General features: G+C 48.4%; 28 protein-coding genes and 1 rRNA gene. 2 read left to right on the top strand and 27 right to left on the bottom strand.

The window, feature by feature from the left end:
• From EDM55_RS23900 to EDM55_RS23890, 3 genes are all read right to left on the bottom strand, one after another.
• A 16S ribosomal RNA gene (locus EDM55_RS23900) occupies nucleotides 1–123 on the bottom strand; the annotation flags it as partial.
• A 192-nt stretch (nucleotides 124–315) separates the two neighbouring features.
• Nucleotides 316–549 carry a hypothetical protein gene (locus tag EDM55_RS23895; RefSeq protein WP_092277074.1) on the bottom strand — a complete coding sequence of 78 codons (234 nt, stop codon included), beginning with the start codon at nucleotides 547–549 and terminating at the stop codon, nucleotides 316–318.
• Nucleotides 550–673: 124 nt separating this feature from the next.
• Nucleotides 674–1,318: a stage II sporulation protein M gene (locus EDM55_RS23890; protein WP_122961536.1), complete on the bottom strand. Its 645-nt coding sequence runs from the start codon at nucleotides 1,316–1,318 to the stop codon at nucleotides 674–676.
• 127 nt (nucleotides 1,319–1,445) lie between these two features.
• On the opposite strand from EDM55_RS23890, the gene pdaB reads away from it, so the two are divergent.
• Nucleotides 1,446–2,210: a polysaccharide deacetylase family sporulation protein PdaB gene (gene pdaB / locus EDM55_RS23885; protein ID WP_092277067.1), complete on the top strand. Its 765-nt coding sequence runs from the start codon at nucleotides 1,446–1,448 to the stop codon at nucleotides 2,208–2,210.
• Nucleotides 2,211–2,251: 41 nt separating this feature from the next.
• On the opposite strand, the gene EDM55_RS23880 is transcribed toward pdaB, so the two are convergent.
• The gene (locus EDM55_RS23880) at nucleotides 2,252–2,839 is read right to left on the bottom strand and encodes a KinB-signaling pathway activation protein (protein ID WP_122926741.1); all 588 of its coding nucleotides are present in this window, start codon (nucleotides 2,837–2,839) and stop codon (nucleotides 2,252–2,254) included.
• Nucleotides 2,840–2,964: 125 nt separating this feature from the next.
• Between EDM55_RS23880 and gerD the strand changes: the two genes are divergently transcribed.
• A complete protein-coding gene (gerD, locus tag EDM55_RS23875) occupies nucleotides 2,965–3,600 on the top strand; it encodes a spore germination lipoprotein GerD (RefSeq protein ID WP_092277061.1) in 636 nt (211 codons plus the stop codon).
• Nucleotides 3,601–3,664: 64 nt separating this feature from the next.
• Here the strand turns inward: gerD and salA are convergent, their stop codons facing one another.
• The 23 genes from salA to rpsH all read right to left on the bottom strand — a co-directional run bounded on the left by salA (nucleotide 3,665) and on the right by rpsH (nucleotide 18,361).
• Entirely contained in the window at nucleotides 3,665–4,777 is a 1,113-nt protein-coding gene (gene salA / locus EDM55_RS23870; RefSeq protein ID WP_092277057.1) for an iron-sulfur carrier protein/transcriptional regulator SalA, read from the bottom strand.
• A gap of 97 nt (nucleotides 4,778–4,874) precedes the next feature.
• On the bottom strand, nucleotides 4,875–5,597 hold the full coding sequence (gene cwlD / locus EDM55_RS23865) for an N-acetylmuramoyl-L-alanine amidase CwlD (RefSeq protein WP_281274599.1): 723 nt from the start codon (nucleotides 5,595–5,597) through the stop codon (nucleotides 4,875–4,877).
• 131 nt (nucleotides 5,598–5,728) lie between these two features.
• A complete protein-coding gene (rpsI, locus tag EDM55_RS23860; RefSeq protein WP_005828788.1) occupies nucleotides 5,729–6,121 on the bottom strand; it encodes a 30S ribosomal protein S9 in 393 nt (130 codons plus the stop codon).
• 20 nt (nucleotides 6,122–6,141) lie between these two features.
• Nucleotides 6,142–6,579 (bottom strand): 50S ribosomal protein L13, encoded by a 438-nt coding sequence (gene rplM, locus EDM55_RS23855; protein ID WP_092277054.1) that lies wholly within the window; start codon nucleotides 6,577–6,579, stop codon nucleotides 6,142–6,144.
• Between the two features lie 252 nt (nucleotides 6,580–6,831).
• Nucleotides 6,832–7,566 (bottom strand): tRNA pseudouridine(38-40) synthase TruA, encoded by a 735-nt coding sequence (truA, locus tag EDM55_RS23850; protein WP_092277050.1) that lies wholly within the window; start codon nucleotides 7,564–7,566, stop codon nucleotides 6,832–6,834.
• On the bottom strand, nucleotides 7,563–8,360 hold the full coding sequence (locus EDM55_RS23845) for an energy-coupling factor transporter transmembrane component T family protein (protein WP_092277047.1): 798 nt from the start codon (nucleotides 8,358–8,360) through the stop codon (nucleotides 7,563–7,565). The genes truA and EDM55_RS23845 overlap by 4 nt, the downstream gene beginning before the upstream one ends.
• Before the next feature lie 2 nt (nucleotides 8,361–8,362).
• Nucleotides 8,363–9,235, bottom strand: coding sequence for an energy-coupling factor transporter ATPase (locus EDM55_RS23840; RefSeq protein ID WP_122961537.1), 873 nt, complete (start codon nucleotides 9,233–9,235; stop codon nucleotides 8,363–8,365).
• Nucleotides 9,211–10,062, bottom strand: coding sequence for an energy-coupling factor transporter ATPase (locus tag EDM55_RS23835; RefSeq protein WP_092277044.1), 852 nt, complete (start codon nucleotides 10,060–10,062; stop codon nucleotides 9,211–9,213). The genes EDM55_RS23840 and EDM55_RS23835 overlap by 25 nt, the downstream gene beginning before the upstream one ends.
• 180 nt (nucleotides 10,063–10,242) lie before the next feature.
• Nucleotides 10,243–10,602: a 50S ribosomal protein L17 gene (gene rplQ / locus EDM55_RS23830; protein ID WP_092277041.1), complete on the bottom strand. Its 360-nt coding sequence runs from the start codon at nucleotides 10,600–10,602 to the stop codon at nucleotides 10,243–10,245.
• A 58-nt stretch (nucleotides 10,603–10,660) separates the two neighbouring features.
• Nucleotides 10,661–11,605 (bottom strand): DNA-directed RNA polymerase subunit alpha, encoded by a 945-nt coding sequence (locus tag EDM55_RS23825; RefSeq protein WP_049742248.1) that lies wholly within the window; start codon nucleotides 11,603–11,605, stop codon nucleotides 10,661–10,663.
• A 156-nt stretch (nucleotides 11,606–11,761) separates the two neighbouring features.
• Nucleotides 11,762–12,163: a 30S ribosomal protein S11 gene (gene rpsK, locus EDM55_RS23820; RefSeq protein ID WP_092277038.1), complete on the bottom strand. Its 402-nt coding sequence runs from the start codon at nucleotides 12,161–12,163 to the stop codon at nucleotides 11,762–11,764.
• A gap of 16 nt (nucleotides 12,164–12,179) precedes the next feature.
• Complete coding sequence (rpsM, locus tag EDM55_RS23815) at nucleotides 12,180–12,548, bottom strand: 30S ribosomal protein S13 (protein ID WP_092277034.1); 369 nt, start codon at nucleotides 12,546–12,548, stop codon at nucleotides 12,180–12,182.
• Between the two features lie 21 nt (nucleotides 12,549–12,569).
• Nucleotides 12,570–12,683 (bottom strand): 50S ribosomal protein L36, encoded by a 114-nt coding sequence (gene rpmJ, locus EDM55_RS23810; RefSeq protein WP_003333770.1) that lies wholly within the window; start codon nucleotides 12,681–12,683, stop codon nucleotides 12,570–12,572.
• A 34-nt stretch (nucleotides 12,684–12,717) separates the two neighbouring features.
• On the bottom strand, nucleotides 12,718–12,936 hold the full coding sequence (infA, locus tag EDM55_RS23805) for a translation initiation factor IF-1 (protein WP_023558720.1): 219 nt from the start codon (nucleotides 12,934–12,936) through the stop codon (nucleotides 12,718–12,720).
• A 116-nt stretch (nucleotides 12,937–13,052) separates the two neighbouring features.
• Nucleotides 13,053–13,799 (bottom strand): type I methionyl aminopeptidase, encoded by a 747-nt coding sequence (map, locus tag EDM55_RS23800; RefSeq protein ID WP_092277030.1) that lies wholly within the window; start codon nucleotides 13,797–13,799, stop codon nucleotides 13,053–13,055.
• Between the two features lie 6 nt (nucleotides 13,800–13,805).
• Complete coding sequence (locus tag EDM55_RS23795; protein ID WP_092277027.1) at nucleotides 13,806–14,450, bottom strand: adenylate kinase; 645 nt, start codon at nucleotides 14,448–14,450, stop codon at nucleotides 13,806–13,808.
• Between the two features lie 61 nt (nucleotides 14,451–14,511).
• Nucleotides 14,512–15,807 carry a preprotein translocase subunit SecY gene (gene secY / locus EDM55_RS23790; RefSeq protein ID WP_092277024.1) on the bottom strand — a complete coding sequence of 432 codons (1,296 nt, stop codon included), beginning with the start codon at nucleotides 15,805–15,807 and terminating at the stop codon, nucleotides 14,512–14,514.
• Nucleotides 15,807–16,247, bottom strand: a complete 441-nt coding sequence (gene rplO, locus EDM55_RS23785; RefSeq protein WP_007716272.1) for a 50S ribosomal protein L15 — start codon at nucleotides 16,245–16,247, stop codon at nucleotides 15,807–15,809. The genes secY and rplO overlap by 1 nt, the downstream gene beginning before the upstream one ends.
• Before the next feature lie 32 nt (nucleotides 16,248–16,279).
• A complete protein-coding gene (gene rpmD, locus EDM55_RS23780) occupies nucleotides 16,280–16,459 on the bottom strand; it encodes a 50S ribosomal protein L30 (RefSeq protein WP_092277020.1) in 180 nt (59 codons plus the stop codon).
• 17 nt (nucleotides 16,460–16,476) lie between these two features.
• Nucleotides 16,477–16,974 (bottom strand): 30S ribosomal protein S5, encoded by a 498-nt coding sequence (gene rpsE / locus EDM55_RS23775; RefSeq protein WP_055746222.1) that lies wholly within the window; start codon nucleotides 16,972–16,974, stop codon nucleotides 16,477–16,479.
• Between the two features lie 18 nt (nucleotides 16,975–16,992).
• Nucleotides 16,993–17,355: a 50S ribosomal protein L18 gene (rplR, locus tag EDM55_RS23770; protein ID WP_047074697.1), complete on the bottom strand. Its 363-nt coding sequence runs from the start codon at nucleotides 17,353–17,355 to the stop codon at nucleotides 16,993–16,995.
• Between the two features lie 32 nt (nucleotides 17,356–17,387).
• A complete protein-coding gene (rplF, locus tag EDM55_RS23765; RefSeq protein ID WP_092277017.1) occupies nucleotides 17,388–17,924 on the bottom strand; it encodes a 50S ribosomal protein L6 in 537 nt (178 codons plus the stop codon).
• 38 nt (nucleotides 17,925–17,962) lie between these two features.
• Nucleotides 17,963–18,361, bottom strand: a complete 399-nt coding sequence (rpsH, locus tag EDM55_RS23760) for a 30S ribosomal protein S8 (protein ID WP_092277014.1) — start codon at nucleotides 18,359–18,361, stop codon at nucleotides 17,963–17,965.
• Nucleotides 18,362–18,387 lie beyond the last annotated feature (26 nt).

Raw genomic sequence — 18,387 nt, 5'->3', positions numbered from 1 at the left:
GAGGCAGGTTGCCTACGTGTTACTCACCCGTCCGCCGCTAGCCTCCGAAGAGACTCGCTCGACTTGCATGTATTAGGCACGCCGCCAGCGTTCGTCCTGAGCCAGGATCAAACTCTCCAATAAAGTTTGTATCTGGTTCAAAGCTGGCAAATCATTTAATGATAGACTCATCAACGCTTTCGCTGTTCAGTTTTCAAGGAGCATCCGTTAATTTCGATGACCTCAAGCTCACCGTTTTTGTTACGTCGTCTTAAGGACAAGAACTAATCTATCATGTTCGCCATATTAGAGTCAATAGGTTTTTCAAAAAAGATTTCAAGTAAAATTCTCGTCGCCTATTTTTCTGCGCCGGACATACTTTGAAAGCTCATTGGGAGAGGCAATTCTAGCGTACATGCGAAACATAATAGAGTACCGTTCCTCCATCGCACGCTTAACCAAATAGTCGATCCGCTTATCGCTAAAGTCGAGCAGCATCTCTTCCAATTCCCGCTTTAGCAGGTACTCCAATTCCTGTACTTCTTTCGTGTTAAACAAAAACCCTAGCAATGAAATCGACCTCCGCCTTACGAGTCTCCCCACTATCCTTTCCATCAGAATTCAACGCTATTCAAAAATAAAAGCCCTCCGTTTAGGAAGGCTTCAATATGCGAGTCTTTTCTTGCATCTCTTACTAATTCAGCAAGTTGATCTTCATCTTTCCTCCAAGCAGCTCCTGAATGATATACGGTGTAATCGCGCTTTCGACAATCGCTGCGATTAGGAGCAAACCGATAACAGCCAGCACGGCAACTGGAAATTGCTTGAGGGTATCATACCAATCATTTTTCAGTCTTTCTCCTTTATGCGGCTGGATGAGTACGCCTACAGAGCGAAAACTCAGTACACCCAAGCGAATACCAAACCCCGCTGCAAACAGGACCGCTGGCAATTCAAAAATGCCATGAGGCAAAATCCCCGCACCAAGCATTAACCACGGGCTTACTCCCTGTGCTTTGGCCAGGATAAATCCGAGCAAAATCCCGTTCGACAGCAATCCAATTATGGGAAAGAATGCAAAGAACAATCCCAAAGCCATCATCATCAAGGAGCTGACCACATTATTGGAAAAGATCATCCAGAAGGTAGCGAGCACCCCTCCGCCACTTTCTCTTATTCTTTCCACAATTTCCTTCAGTTGGTCCATGAGCTGGTTCACCATTGACTCCACGGCAGAGGCTTGCAAAAATCCAATCAGTCCACCACCAATAAACAGCAAACATGCGGCTAGGAAGAACGCTCTATTGTCAATCCACAACCGCCGCAATTGATTTTTCATGAGCCACGCTCCTTTTACAGCCTGGTAATTCCACTATATGCATTGTACCTCAACTATAGCCAACAGGCCAAAGAATATCCTTGTCTCACATGCATAAACTGTTATTGGACAAAGGAGGTGCTTATCCATGAGATGGATCTACGTGGTGAGTGCACAACGCTTGAAACAAGTTCTCATCATCACTGCCGCTATTTTGATGGCAGCAGGAATTGGCTATGCTGAACAAGATACGATGTCTGCCTTCGCTGGAGGAAGCCAAGCGCCACAAGCCATTTACAAGGTCGATACCAAAGAGAAAAAGATTGCCTTAACTTTCGACATCAGCTGGGGAGAATCCCGCACCGTCCCCATCCTGGATATTTTAAAGGCTAAAAACGTGACCAAATCAACCATCTTCTTATCCTCTCCATGGAGTCAGCGTCATCCAGAAATCGTCAAACGCATTAAAGAGGATGGCTTTGAGATTGGCTCGCATGGCCACAAGCATGACAATTACAGTAAATATACCGATGAAGAAATCCGCTCCCAGATCGGAAAAGCCGATACCATTCTAACCGAAATGACTGGGAAAAAACCTAATCTGATACGGATGCCAAACGGTGATTTTGACAAGCGAGTTCTGCAAATTGCCGGTGATATGGGCTACACCGTCATTCAATGGGATACGGATTCAAAGGACTGGACCAACCCAGGTACAGAGAATATCATCAACAATGTATTGTCAAAAGCCCATCCCGGTGACATCATTCTCATGCACGCAAGCGATTCCTGCAAAGAAACGCACCTCGCTCTTCCCGTTATCATCGATAAGCTGCGTCAGCAAGGATATGAATTTGTCACCGTGTCTGAACTGATTGCGGGGACGGATATGAAGAGCAAGGAAATTAACTAGCCATCAGGGAATACAACATAAAAAAAGCTGACCACATAAGGTCAGCTTTCTCTTTTTACCAGGCGATGCAATTGCATGACTTGCCAGACGTTGCAAAATAATAATGGAACCAGCATAGACAAGGTGGAGTGCACATCCGTTTCCTTAAGGGCCGGAATCCACTCCAGTGAGGTCACGACAAACATAAAGAACAATGTGGGAATCCAAGCAGTTCGGTTCGTCAAATTTGATTTGCCGTAAGCCGTCACCACCGAGACGACTAATAAGAGAATCGGCTCAATAAAAAAAGGCCCGATCGATCCGCCTTCCCCTAAAGAAGTATAACGCAGGTAAATCATATCAAAAAAGACAAAGACAACTAGGAAGATCTGCACGCTTTTCCACAATGTCGGCGTTTTGAAAATAGTTTTTGCAAAGTAATTAATCGTCATATACGCGAAAAAACCCATTTGGGCCACAATGCTGATCGTCATTCCATACAATATGTACATTAGAGTGCCTACCAGAAAGTTGCCGACCGTGCTTTCCGTCAATTTGCTCCAATCAAAAATAAAGGCAACAAGTGCACCACCCAATCCACCAAGCAGCAGAGTAGTGAAAAAGAGCCAACCATACTTACGCAAACTCACCAGACATTCCCTCCCATCCACATCGACTATGATTGTACCAATGCATGCAAGAAAATACTAGCGTAAGAACAAAACAAAATGCACACGTTATCTATAGGCAGAGCAAAGAAGGAGGTGTCCACCCCATGAGAAAAAAGTCGATGACCTTTTGGCTGCTGGCACTTGTCTGTTTGGTTATGACCGGATGCTCAAGCGGCGGACAAGCGCAAGGCTCGTCTCAGCCTGACTATAAGAGCGTAAAAGACATGGTGCTGGACATTTTACAGACAGACGAAGCAAAGAAATCGATGGAAAAAATGATGAAAGATGATAAGTTCAAGCAGAATATCATGCTGGACGAATCTACGGTACGGACCACCTTGATCCAAAGCATGACCAATCCAAACAGCACCCACATTAAAGAAGCCTTCAAAGATCCGCAATTCGCCAGTACCCTCGCCAAGTCGATGAAAACAGAACAAAAGAACCTCATGAAGGATCTGATGAAGGACCCGGAATACCAAAAAGAATTAATCACCGTCATGAAGGATCCGGAATTCGAAAAGAACCTGATGGATCTAATGAAAAGCTCGGCATACCGTCAGCAAACGATGCAGATCATGAAGGAATCCTTGCAAAGCCCGTTGTTTCAGGCAGAAATGCTGAAGCTGATGACGAAGGCACAAGAGGATTTAACGAAACCAAAAGAATTGAAGCCGAAAAAAGGCGGTAAGAAAGACAGCGGCGGTGGCGAAAGCAGCGACGAAGGCAAATCAAGCTAACCCTCGTTACTCGAAACAAAAAAGGTGAGCTCTTTTCCAGGGAGCCCACCTTTTTGCTTCTTCGTTATTGTTTCGCGGCGCTTTCGCATTTTTCTGCGACTCGTCTCGCCATATCCATGTAGATCTGACCAATATTGGACTGTTCACGGTAGATAGATGGCGTGTAGTCCGGTTCAGATGGATGGTTGTCAGGCTGTCCCAGCGGTATTTGCGCCAACAGTTCACTCGCCAATGTTTCCGCCAGCTTCGCACCGCCACCGCGGCCAAAGACGTATTCCTTGGAGCCGTCTTTAGCTTCGTACCACGCCATGTTTTCCACGATGCCCAGAATCTCATGTCCCGTACGCTTTGCCATTGCCCCTGCACGAGCCGCAACAAAAGCAGCTGTAGCGTGAGGAGTGGTCACGACAATCTCCATGCTCTGAGGAATCATCGTATGCACGTCCAGCGCCATATCCCCTGTTCCAGGAGGCAAGTCTAAAAGCAAGTAATCCAGCTCTTCGCCCCAGTGAACTTCAGAAAAGAAGTTGCGAAGCATTTTGCCCAGCATCGGACCACGCCAAATGATTGGAGAGTTGTCCTCTACAAAAAAGCCCATGGACATCACTTTTACATTCATTTTTTCTACAGGCAAAATGGTTTCGCCGATAACGGTTGGGCGTTGATCAATGTTCATCATGTCTGGAACACTGAAGCCATAAATGTCCGCATCAATAATACCGACTTTTTTGCCCATACGAGCCAATGCGACAGCCAGGTTAACCGTAACGGTGGACTTCCCAACGCCACCTTTTCCGGATGTGACCGCAATAAAGGTCGTATTCGAATTTTTGTCCAGGATCGGATTGAGCAGTGGTGCTTGTCCGGGCGTCATATTGTGCGTCTGTCCTGCTCCTCCCCCACGCAGCTGTGCGCTGAGAGCAGCACGCTCGTCATCTGTCATCGAGCCAAATTGCAGGTGGACATCCTCTGCTCCCAGCTCACGGAGAGCCGCAATGACATCATCTTCAATCTTTGCCTTCAACGGACAGCCGGATATGGTCAAAACAACCGTCAGACTAACCGTACTTCCTTCAATACGAATGTCGCGAATCATATTCAGTTCGACCAGACTGCGGTTGATTTCCGGATCTTTTACGTCGCGCAGTGCTTCGAGAACTTGTTCTTTGGTCAACATCTTGGTTCACCTCATCTATTGTCTTTTCTATGACCCCTGTAGCTTTCATGTTTGCGCGTCCATTATAGCATATTCGGTCCTGAGGGACACGCGGGCGTCAGCTTTCCGGTGTAACCGAGACCTTTTCCCCGGAATATTGCCGTAAAATCCCTTGATAAATGGCATTGGCCATTGCCTTCTGGTAATCAACCGATTGAAGCTGCTTTGCTTCTTGCGTATTGCTGACAAACCCTACCTCCACCAGTACTGCCGGACAAGCTACCTCCCGGATGAGAAACACGTTGTTCGTCAGCTTTGGTACCCGATCTGTATTCCCGATGACGCGCTTGATCTCGTCCTGGATCAGATAAGACATCTCAGCGCTCTTTTTAAAGCCAGGCGAGTAAAAGGTTTGGGCACCCGACCATTTGGGGGAGGGAATCGAATTGACGTGAATACTAATCAGAAAATCCGGAGTGTTTTCATTGACGAGCTTGACCCGGTTGCGAATATCCTCTGATTTGCGTTTTCGGTTTGCGTCTGCTTCTGGTGACGCCAAATCTTTGTCTTCTTCCCTCGTCATGATGACATAGGCACCTGATTGCTGGAGAAAATCACGCAAGTACATACTGATGGCAAGCGTAACGTCTTTTTCTACAACTTCTCCTGTAGCCGACGTGGCGCCCCCATCCTTTCCCCCATGGCCGGCATCAATGGCAATTACTGTCCCCGCAAGAGGAAGCGACCATGCTGTCCAGGAGGAACGATCCGGTGCCTCATAAGTGAACAACACCACCAGCAGCGCGAAAGCCAAAATCCAGCCTATCCCTTTTCGTGTCACTGTGTACCGTCCCCTTTGTCCCATTCTCGTATCCATCATATGGACAAAGGTGGACAAATATGACCATCTACAACAAAAGGAAAAACCCCCTGCCTGCGAACAGACAAGGGGTTGTATCCGGAAAACAACAATTAGCGCTTGGAGAATTGAGGTGCGCGACGAGCTGCTTTCAAGCCGTATTTTTTACGCTCTTTCATACGAGGGTCGCGAGTCAGGAAGCCAGCGCGTTTCAGAGCGCCGCGCAGTTCTGGATCTGCTTTCAGCAGAGCGCGAGCCACACCGTGACGGATTGCACCAGCTTGACCAGTGGTTCCGCCGCCGTTTACGTTAACCAGAACATCGTAACGACCAAGAGTTTCAGTCAGAACGAGTGGTTGTTTTACGATCAATTTCAGTGTTTCCAAACCAAAGTAAGTGTCCATTTCACGCTTGTTGATCACAATGCGACCTTCACCTGGAACCAGGCGAACGCGTGCTACGGAGTGCTTACGACGACCTGTACCGTAGTATTGTACTTGTGCCACGTATATTTCCTCCCTTTACCTTAACCGCGGATTTGCCAAGCTTCTGGTTTTTGTGCTGCATGTGGGTGCTCAGTTCCAGCGTATACTTTCAGCTTGGTGAACATTTGACGTCCCAGGCTGTTTTTAGGCAGCATGCCTTTTACAGCCAATTCGAACAGACGATCTGGTCGCTTGTTCAGCATGTCGCCAGCAGTGGTCTTTTTCAAACCACCTGGATACAGGGAGTGAGTGTAGTAGATTTTGTCTTGCAGTTTTTTACCTGTCAGTTTTACTTTGTCAGCGTTGATTACGATTACGAAATCGCCAGCATCAACGTGAGGAGTAAATTCAGGTTTCAGTTTGCCGCGCAGGATCGAAGCTACTTCGCTAGCCAGACGGCCAAGCGTTTGACCTTCTGCGTCAACGATGTACCATTTGCGCTCAACTTCGAGCGGTTTCGCCATATATGTGGTACGCATGTTTGTCCCTCCTAAATATCTTACCTTACACAATTCACATTTACTTATAACCAATTCAATCAAAACTTGCAAATGGAAGTTATTGCTACGTAACGGGTGAGCAACACTTCCAGGTGTTTCATCACGAACTTGTCTTTCAACACCGGGGCTAGAGTGGGGCTAGCGGGGTTAAAATACCAAGGATTATCGTACTACATGTGCAGGGTCAGAGTCAAGTGCCTGCACTTGCTCTATTAACTGGAAATTGAGAACCTAATAGACGACTTCCCACATCGTCAGACCTTTGGCAGGAGCTGTCTTTCCAGCCCTCTCCCTGTCACACGCTGCGAGAATCTCCATCAGCTCGTCGGGCGGGCGCTTGCCTTGTCCAACTTCCACCAATGTTCCTACAATGATCCTGACCATGTTGTACAAAAAACCGTTTCCCCGACACGTCACCCAGACCTCGTCCCCCGTGCGCTCGACAGTCAAACCGTAAACCGTACGGACCTTGTCCTCTACGTAGGTCTTTGCCGAACAAAAAGACGTAAAGTCGTGTTCACCTACCAGATGGCGCGCCGCTCTTTGCATCGCCTCTACATCCAGCGGAAACCGAATATGATCCGCATATCGATGCCGAAACACATCGGCTACAGGACGGTTGTCGATGCAATAGCGGTATTCCTTTACCTGCACATCAAAACGGGCGTGAAAGGTCGGTTCTACCTCTTCCACGGAACGTACGACGATCGCATCCGGCAGTTGATTGTTCAACACAAATCCCCATTTTTCCAGAGGGATATGGCTAGCCGTGTCAAAATGAATGACCTGGCCTCGCGCATGAACGCCAGCATCGGTACGTCCCGACCCAGATATCTGGATCTCCTCGCCCGTAATACGCAGCAAAGCTGCCTCAATCTCTCCTTGTACCGTCACCTGATCAGGCTGTACCTGAAAACCACTGAAATCGGTACCGTCATAAGCTACGACACCTTTTAGCCGTCTCAAGAACGCCACCACCCTATCACAAACAACAGCACAACTCCTGCGACAGCCACGCAGCTATCCCGCCAGGAAAATGCCAGCTTGTTCAGCCTTGTCCTCCCGACGCCTCCTCGATATCCACGCGCCTCCATCGCCAAAGCGAGCTCCTCGGCACGACGAAACGCGCTGATAAACAGCGGAATCGCGATTGGAATGAGATTCTTTGCACGGCGTAGAAGGCTGCCGCTGCTAAAATTGGCTCCTCTTGCTGTCTGCGCCTTGATGATCTTGTCCGTCTCTTCCATGAGCGTTGGGATAAAACGCAGCGCGATAGACATCATCAGCGCAATCTCGTGGACCGGTACTCCTACGCGCCCAAAGGGTCCCAGCAGTCGCTCCAAGCCTTCCGTCAAATCAATAGGCGACGTCGTCAACGTCAAAAAGGAACTGATCAAAATGAGAAGTCCCAATCGCAAGGAAATAAAGATCGCTTGACGCACTCCCTCTTCCTCAATCGTGAAGCTTCCCCATTGATAATAAACGGTTCCACCTTTTGTTATGAAAATATGAAGAACAACGGTAAACAGAATCAAGATCCAGACCGGCTTCAAGCTTTTCAAAATATAAGAGAGCGAAAGTCTGGACAGCAAGGCCGTGATCAGGGTAAACGCGATAAGGACCGCGTAGGTTATCGCATTGTTTGCCAAAAATACCAACGTAGCAAAAAGGATAATAAAGAGCAGCTTGCTTCGCGGGTCCGCGCGGTGAAGAAAGGACTGTCCTGGTACGTACTGACCGATCGCAATGTTCTGTAGCATGCCTATCGCTCCTTTGGCACGGACAGCCGTTTCAGCAGATGGTCAATCAGCTCTTCTTCCCGATAAAGGGAGTGCGGCAAATGCTCGTTGTCCGGCAACGATTGATTCATCCGAGAAACCAATGTGACAGTTTCCGGTACATCAAGAGACAGCTGTTTCAACAAATCTACCTGCTCAAACACTTCGCGAGGCGGCCCCTGCAGAGCGACCTTTCCGTCTGCCATCACGAGCAAGTAATCCGCATAGCTTGCTGCCTCCTCCATGCTGTGTGTAACCAGCAAGGTCGTCAGCCCCTGTTCGCGATGAATGCGGTAGATCCCTTCCAGAATCGCTTTGCGACCGGCAGGATCAAGCCCAGCCGTCGGTTCATCCAAAACCAGCACCTTTGGCTGCATTGCCAGCACACCCGCAATCGCCACACGTCTCATTTGTCCGCCACTCAATTGAAAGGGCGAACGATCCTTGATCGCTTCGTAATCAAGCCCGACCACTTCAAGTGACTCCCGTGTCCGTGATTCAACCATTTCCACGGGTAAGTCAAAATTCAGTGGTCCAAACGAGACGTCTTTCGCTACCGTCTCTTCAAACAGTTGATGCTCAGGATACTGGAAAACCAAACCGATATCCCGACGTCTCACATGCGGCATACGCTTAGAAGAAGTAATTTCCACATCCCCCAGCTGTATACGGCCTGAAGACGGGGAAAGCAGCCCGTTCAAATGCTGGATTAAGGTGGATTTACCGGAGCCAGTTTGCCCAATAATGCCTACAAAGGAACCTGAAGGAATCGTCAAGGAAATCTCCTGCAAGGCAAGTCGTTCAAACGGCGTTCCTTTGCCGTAGATATGGCTTACTTTGTCAAAAGTAATCTGCATACGTGCTCCACCAGCTCCTCTTGGTGCAGTACAAACGGTAGTTCGATTCCTTTCGCGGCAAGCGCATGGCGTACCCGAACAGCAAACGGTACATCCAGCCCTACGGATTGGAGCCGTTCTACCTGGCTGAATACGTCATGTGGCGAACCTTCCAGCAGGACTTCTCCTGCATTCATGACCGTCACATGATCAGAAAAGACAGCTTCTTCCGGAAAATGCGTAATGTTGATGATCGTGATACCTTCTTCTCGGTTCAGTCGTCTGGCCAAGTCCATGACTTCCTGTCGCCCCTGTGGATCAAGCATCGCAGTCGCCTCATCCAAAATGATAAGAGATGGCCTCATCGCCATGATTCCTGCAATAGCCACGCGCTGCTTTTGTCCGCCTGATAAACGGTGCGGCTGCGCCATCAAGTACTTTTCCATCCCAACCGAGTGAAGTGCTTCATCAATCCGTTTACGCATCTCCCCGGGATCCACGCCCATGTTCTCCAGGCCAAATGCCACGTCATCCTCGACAGTAGCGCCGACAATTTGATTGTCCGGATTTTGAAAGACCATTCCTACATGCCTGCGGATCTCCCAGAGCATTTCTTCGTTCTTCGTATCGAAACCACTGACGATGATGGTGCCCTTCTCTGGCAAAAGCAACGCATTCATAAGCTTTGCCAGCGTAGATTTCCCAGACCCGTTGTGCCCCAGTACAGAGACAAACGAGCCTTTCTCGATCGTCAGGTCCACGCTTTTGAGTACAGGTATTCGTTGTCCTTCTTCACCATCATACGAAAAAGAAACATCTCGAAATGCCAGCAAGCTTTCCTCTTTCATGAGGCGTTCACATCCTCCCCAGCCTTCACAGGGAATCCGCTTTTCTCTCCATAAAGGAAAAAAGGGTTGAATCAGAGTCCAGCCTATGACCAGATCTGCCCCCACCCTTTTCGCGGTAGTCTCCAAGAAAGGGGAACGAGTCCCAAGTTCTTGGTATAACGACCAGATTGTATGGATCTATTAAACGAATTCGATGTAAGCCATCGGTGCAGCATCGCCACGACGAGGGCCGGCTTTCAGGATACGAGTGTATCCGCCGTTACGCTCTTTAAAGCGAGGAGCGATTTCATCGAACAGTTTTTGAACTGCATCGCGGCCTTCTTCGTTCGCAACTTCTTTACGAACGAAAGCAGCTACTTGACGACGAGCGTGCAGATCGCCACGTTTCGCGAGCGTGATCATTTTCTCAGCGATTGGGCGCAGTTCTTTCGCCTTCATCTCTGTAGTTTCGATGCGCTCGTTGATGATCAGGTCAGTTACCAAGTCGCGGAACAGCGCTTTACGTGCATCGCTACGACGACCCAATTTACGTTGTGCCATGTTCTTACCTCCCTCTTACTCGAGAGAACAGAGCGTGCTTACGGGTATTCTACTGTCTCTAGTCGTCGCTGCGGAGGGAAAGACCCAACTCAGCCAACTTTTCTTGAACTTCTTCCAGAGATTTGCGTCCCAGGTTGCGCACTTTCATCATGTCCTCTTCGGTCTTCTGCGTCAGCTCTTGCACGGTGTTGATACCGGCACGCTTCAAGCAGTTGTAGGAACGAACAGAAAGATCGAGCTCTTCAATAGTCATCTCGAGCACTTTCTCTTTCTTGTCTTCTTCCTTTTCTACCATGATTTCAGCATCTTTCGCCTCGTCGGTCAGACCGACAAACAGGTTCAGGTGTTCCGTCATGATTTTGGCGCCGAGGCTAACGGCCTCTTCCGGACTGATGCTGCCGTTTGCCCAAACCTCAAGGGTCAACTTGTCATAGTTGGTCATTTGCCCTACACGGGTATTTTCCACTTGATAGTTAACGCGCTTGATCGGCGTGTAGATCGAATCAATCGGAATCACACCAATTGGGAGATCCTCCGATTTATTTCCATCTGATTGAACATAACCACGACCACGTCCAGCTGTCATGCGGATATGCAGACGACCGCCATTCGCCAACGTTGCAATATGAAGATCAGGGTTTAAGACCTCCACATCACTGTCAGCACGGATATCTCCCGCTTTGACAACGCCTTCGCCTTCTGCATCGATCTCGATTACTTTTTCTTCATCGGAATGGATCTTCAGCGCCAAGCCTTTGATGTTCAGGATGATCTCGGTTACATCTTCAACGACGCCTTCCACCGTAGAGAACTCGTGAAGAACCCCATCGATTTGCACGGTACGAACTGCCGCGCCTGGCAAGGACGAAAGTAAAATTCGTCTCAGCGAGTTGCCAAGGGTAGTTCCATATCCACGCTCAAGAGGTTCTACAACAAACTTTCCATACGAGTTATCGTCGCTAACTTCCACAACCTCGATTTTTGGTTTTTCTATTTCTATCATTAAACAAACCCTCCTTCAAAACGTCGAAATCCTTGGGTGGGCCGCATACGTGCCCACTCAGGAATTTCCCCGGCGGTTTACCGTTTGCGTGCATGACAAGCTATAAATCAGAATTTACCATTCTAGTATGGACATGTTCTGAACGATATAAACCAGTTACACGCGGCGACGTTTTGGTGGACGGCAACCGTTGTGCGGAATTGGCGTCACGTCTTTAATCATGTTCACTTCAAGACCAGTAGCTTGCAGGGAACGGATCGCAGCTTCACGACCAGCACCTGGGCCTTTTACTGATACTTCAAGAGAACGCATGCCGTGTTCCATCGCAACACGAGCAGCCGCTTCAGCAGCCATTTGCGCAGCAAATGGAGTGCTTTTGCGGGAACCCTTGAAACCGAGGGAACCAGCACTGGACCAAGAGATCGCGTTTCCGTGTGGATCAGTGATCGTCACAATCGTGTTGTTGAATGTAGAACGGATGTGTGCTACACCGACTTCAACATTCTTACGGTCACGACGACGGGTACGAGCAGCTGTAGCCTGTTTTCTTTTCGCCATGTCAGATTACCCTCCTTTACTTCTTCTTGTTAGCTACTGTACGGCGTGGACCTTTGCGCGTACGAGCATTTGTTTTAGTACGTTGACCGCGAACTGGAAGTCCACGACGATGACGAATACCGCGGAAGCAGCCGATTTCCATCAGACGCTTGATGTTCAGGGAAATCTCACGACGGAGATCGCCTTCCACCTTGACGGTTTTGTCAATGTACTCACGAAGTTTAGCAACTTCGTCTTCTGTCAGATCACGAACGCGAGTGTTCACATCTACGCCAGTGGCAGACAGAATTTTTTGAGACGTGGGGCGGCCAATACCAAAGATGTAGGTAAGAGCGACTTCAACGCGTTTTTCGCGTGGCAAGTCAACGCCTGCAATACGTGCCATGTGTAAAAAGCACCTCCTTGTTTACCCTTGTTTTTGCTTATGCTTAGGATTTTCACAAATAACCATTACGTTACCTTTACGACGGATAACCTTGCATTTCTCGCAGATCGGTTTAACCGAAGGTCTCACTTTCATGGTTCTTGCCTCCCTTTTCTAGGGGTTTTACTAACTATTTATAGCGGTACGTAATACGTCCGCGGGTTAAGTCGTACGGCGACAGTTCAACAGTTACTTTATCCCCAGGCAGGATACGGATAAAGTGCATGCGGATTTTTCCGGAGACATGAGCAAGGATCTTGTGTCCATTCTCTAATTCTACCCGAAACATAGCATTCGGCAAAGGCTCGATTACCGTTCCTTCCACCTCAATTACATCATCTTTTGCCATGGTAAACTCTCCTTTCTTCTGCTCTTCAGTCAGACCATGAGTTTTGCGAAATGATCACACAACGAACTTATCGTCGACACGTTGGACGACAATCCCCATTTTGAGGATTCCATCGTTTACAGACGTGTAAAAATCTCATGACCATCTTCCGTTATCGCGATGGTGTGTTCAAAATGAGCACATGTTTTCCGATCCACTGTTACTACCGTCCAATTGTCCTCCAATGTGCGGACATAACGTTCGCCGGCATTTACCATTGGCTCAATCGCCAACACCATGCCTGGTTTCAAACGGGGACCTCGATCGGGAGGCCCGTAGTTAGGAACCTGCGGATCTTCGTGCAAGTTTTGCCCAATCCCATGCCCCACATACTCGCGAACGAGCGTGAAGCCGGCAGCTTCTGCATGAATCTGAATGGCATGAGAGATATCAGACAATCGCGCTCCTGGTACAGCTTTTTCAAGCCCCTTGAACAACGACTCTTCTGTCACTCGCAGCAGATTCTGATTTTCAACAGAAACTGTCCCAACCGGATACGTCCAAGCGGAGTCTCCATGGAACCCTTCAAACTGGGCACCAATGTCCAAACTAATGATGTCTCCCTCTTGCAGCATCCGCTTTCCTGGGATCCCGTGTACGAGTTCTTCATTGACTGAAGCACAGATACTTCCTGGAAAGCCACCGTAGCCTTTAAATGATGGAATTGCTCCCATGCTACGGATAAACGTCTCGGCAATTTCGTCAAGTTGCTTTGTCGTAACACCAGGCTTGATCGCCTTGGCCAGTTCTTGATGGGTGAGTGCGACAATGCGACCTGCTTCGCGCATAACCTCAAGTTCTGATTTCGACTTCAGGATAATCATTCGCAATTACCCTCTTAGCAGAGACTTAATTTCCGCAAACACTACCTGGATATCTTGCTCTCCATTAATATCTCGCAGGAGCTCCTGAGCGGAGTAATAATCGATCAGTGGTTGTGTTTGAGCAATGTTGACATCAAGTCGTTGTGCTACCACTTCCGGCTTGTCGTCTTCACGCTGATACAGTTTACCACCATCTTTATCACATACACCAGCCTCTTTTGGAGGGTTGAACATCGTATGATAGCTAGCTCCACATACTGGGCAGATCCAGCGACCGGTCAGACGTTCAATCAAGAGTTCCCGACGAACATTGATATTAATGACGTGATCAATTTCGCGTCCCAGTTCCTTAACAGTCGCTGTCAACGCTTCTGCCTGTGGAACGGTGCGAGGGAATCCATCCAAGAGAAACCCTTTTTCGCAGTCGTCCATCGACAGACGTTCCCGCACGATCCCGATAACCACTTCATCTGGAACGAGCAAGCCTTTATCCATGTAGGACTTCGCTTCAAGCCCAAGTGGTGTCTCATTCTTGACTGCTGCGCGGAACATATCACCAGTCGAAATGTGCGGGATGTTAAACTCTTCAACGATTCGTTCTGCCTGTGTACCTTTACCGGCTCCAGGCAGTCCCATCAGAATTATATTCACGTCCATTCCCTCCGTCCCATAAAGAAAAGCTTACAGAGGCTTTTCTGTAAAAACCCAGGTATTACTTGATGAACCCTTGGTAGTGACGCTTGATCATCTGGCTTTCGATCTGTTTCATCGTATCCAGGGCAACCCCGATTACGATCAAGAGCGAAGTACCACCGATATAAATCGACTGCGGCAGATTTGCCAGCTTGCTGAAGAAGAACGGCAAGATGGAAATCAGCATCAGGAAGAGAGCGCCCGCCAATGTTAAGCGGTTCAATGTACGAGTAATGTACACCTCAGTGTTTTTACCAGGTCGAATACCAGGAATGTAACCGCCATTTTTCCTCATGTTCTCTGCCATTTGCACAGGATTCATCTGTACAAAGGTATAGAAATAAGTAAACCCGATAATCAAGATGGCGTACAAAGCCATTCCAAGCGGTGCACTAACTTGGAAGTTTTGATAAATCCAGTTGGCAATACCTGTTCCGGATTGGTCAACCCAGAACTGAGCGATTGTCGAAGGGAAAATTACAAGCGAGATGGAGAAGATAACAGGAATAACACCAGCCGAGTTGACTTTCAGTGGAATGTGGGTAGATTGACCACCGTACATTTTCCGTCCAACCACGCGTTTGGCATATTGCACTGGAATCTTACGCACACCTTGCTGTATAAAGATAACCCCGACAATAATAGCGAGGATCACCAGCAAGATAATCACAACTTTGACGATGCTGAAGAAAATGTTCTGGGATGGATCAGCGAACTGAGTCGAGTAGATCGTTTCGATTCCATTAGGAATGTTCGCGATGATACCGGATACGATCAGGATCGAAATCCCGTTACCGATACCTTTCTCGGTAATCTGTTCACCCATCCACATCAAGAACGCGGTACCTGCTGTCAGTGTCAATGCAATGAGTGCATAGCTGCCAACGGATGTATCGCTGAGCAAGCCAGGCGCCATATTATTGAATCCAATTGTCATCCCGACGGATTGAATCGCACCGAGGACAATTGTGCTGTAGCGGGTAACCGTAGCGATCTTGCGTCGACCAACCTCACCTTCACGTGCCCATTGCGTAAGCTTTGGAACAACGTCCATCGATAACAGCTGCATGATAATCGACGCCGTAATATACGGCATGATACCCATAGCAAAAATCGAGAAGTTTTTCAGAGCTCCACCAGAAAAGGTGTTCAACAATCCAAGCAAGTGGTTTGTGTTCTGCTGAAACAACTCGACGTTTACGTTAGGAACTGGTACAAAGCTTCCGATCCGGAATACTACCAACATCATGAGCGTAAACAGGATTTTACGACGCAGGTCGCTAATCTTAAAAATGTTAGTTAAGGACGCTAACATTAGATCACCTCGGTTGTTCCACCGACTTGTGCGATCTTCTCAGCAGCAGCTCCGGAGAACTTGTGAGCTTTTACAGTCAGCTTCACTGTCAGTTCGCCGTTAGCAAGAACCTTAACACCGTCGCGCAGCGCACTGATAACACCGGTTTCTTTCAGAAGCTCAGGTGTTACTACAGTACCCTCTTCAAAACGGTTCAGCGCGTCCAGGCTAACAATCGCGAATTCTTTACGGCTGATGTTAGTGAAACCGCGCTTAGGCAGACGACGGTACAATGGGTTTTGACCACCCTCGAAACCTGGGCGTACGCCGCCACCGGAACGAGCGTTTTGACCTTTGTGACCTTTACCAGCAGTTTTGCCAGTACCGCTACCAATACCGCGACCGATGCGCTTACGAGTGTGACGGGATCCTTCTGCAGGTTGCAGTTCATGCAATTTCATACGTTGCACCTCCTAACTCTTGAGATGTTCAATTATACTTCTTTCACGTCAACCAAGTGCTTCACTTTGAAAACCATTCCACGGATAGCAGCGTTGTCTTCCTTCACTACAGTGGAGTTGATTTTACGAAGACCCAGTGCTTTTACAGTTTCCTGTTGTCCTACTGGACGTCCGATCAGGCTACGTGTGAGGGTGATTTGCAATTTTGCCATGTTCATTCCCTCCCTTATTAACCCAACAACTCGTCAACAGTCTTACCGCGCAATTTCGCGACATCTTCCGCTGTTTTCAGACGGCCCAGGCCCTCCAGCGTAGCGTTGACCATGTTGATAGGATTGTTGGAACCAAGAGACTTACTCAAAACGTCACCTACACCAGCCAGTTCAAGAACGGCACGGATAGGTCCACCTGCGATTACACCAGTACCGGCAGAAGCAGGTTTGATGAGAACTTTACCAGCACCAAATTGGCACAGTACTTCGTGCGGAACAGTCGTTCCTCTCATTGGTACACGGATCAGTTTTTTCTTAGCGTCGTCAATCGCTTTGCGAATAGCGTCTGGAACCTCTTGAGCTTTACCCATACCAGCACCTACATGGCCGTTACGGTCACCCACAACAACCAGGGCGCTAAAGCTCATACGACGTCCACCCTTAACCGTTTTAGCTACACGGTTAACAGCGACTACTTTTTCTTCGAGCTCTAATTTGCTAGGGTCGATACGCATTCCTTACCCTCCTTGTTGTTAGAATTGCAGACCAGCTTCGCGAGCTGCTTCTGCCAGTGCTTTAATACGTCCATGATAGATGTAACCGCCGCGGTCAAAAATCACTTCAGTTGCACCTTTTTCTTGTGCACGCTTAGCGATCAGTGTACCAACAGCTGTAGCAGCTTCCACGTTAGCGCCATTTTTCAGGCCCAGCTCTTTATCCAGAGAGGATGCAGATACCAGAGTTACTCCAGTTGCATCGTCGATCAGTTGAGCGTAGATGTGCTTAGAAGAACGGAACACGTTCAGACGCGGGCGAATGGTAGAACCAATCACGCGTTTGCGGATGCGCAGGTGACGTTTTTTCCGAGCTTTGTTTTTATCAGCTTTCGTAAACATTAAGCGGCCTCCTTTCTCATGAAGCTAGAAGCTTATTTACCTTTTTTACCTTCTTTACGACGAACCACTTCATCACTGTACTTGATACCTTTACCTTTGTATGGCTCAGGTTTGCGCAGTGCACGGATTTCAGCGGCAACTTGACCTACGCGCTCTTTGTTGATCCCTTTAACCACCAGAGTGGTTTGGTTTGGCACGTCGATTTCAATACCAGCTTCAGGAGTTACCTCAACTGGATGGGAGAAACCGAGAGACAGTGTTACACCGGATCCGGATTTAGCTGCACGGTAACCTACACCGACCAGTTCCAGAGTGCGAGTGAAGCCTTCCGATACGCCTTTTACCATGTTGGCAACAAGCGCACGAGTCGTACCGTGAAGGGAACGATGCAATTTGTTGTCGCTAGGACGCTCAACAACTACTTCGTTCTCAGCGATGTTGATTTTGATATCTTCATGAAAGTTACGAACGAGTTGACCCTTAGGGCCCTTTACCGTCAGCTCAGTTCCGTTCAGAGTGAGGGTAACGCCTGCAGGTACCACGATCGGTTTTCTACCGACACGAGACATGTGGTGCACCTCCTGTGCTATTTATCAATTCTGTTGGATTACCAAATGTATGCGAGTACTTCTCCACCAACTGCTGCTTGACGAGCTTGCTTGTCCGTCATCACACCAGCGGATGTGGAGATGATTGCGCAACCGAGGCCACCCAAAACCTTTGGTACTTCATTGTTCTTTGCATAAACACGAAGACCTGGTTTGGAGATACGTTTCAGACCTGTGATTACGCGCTCGTTTTCAGCACCGTACTTCAGGAAAACGCGGATGATTCCTTGTTTGTTGTCCTCAACAAACTCCGCATCGCGGATGAATCCTTCTTCTTTCAGAATGCGCGCGATTTCCTTCTTGATGGTGGACGCCGGGATTTCCACTTTCTCGTGGCGAACCATGTTGGCGTTACGAATGCGTGTCAACATATCTGCGATTGGATCAGTCATAACCATGAGAGAAAACCTCCTTCCCGTTTCAA

Source organism: Brevibacillus centrosporus (genome assembly GCF_003710815.1).
GTDB classification, from domain to species: domain Bacteria; phylum Bacillota; class Bacilli; order Brevibacillales; family Brevibacillaceae; genus Brevibacillus; species Brevibacillus centrosporus.
Note: the sequence above shows the minus strand (reverse complement) of the source record. Positions and strands in the feature narration are given on the sequence as shown.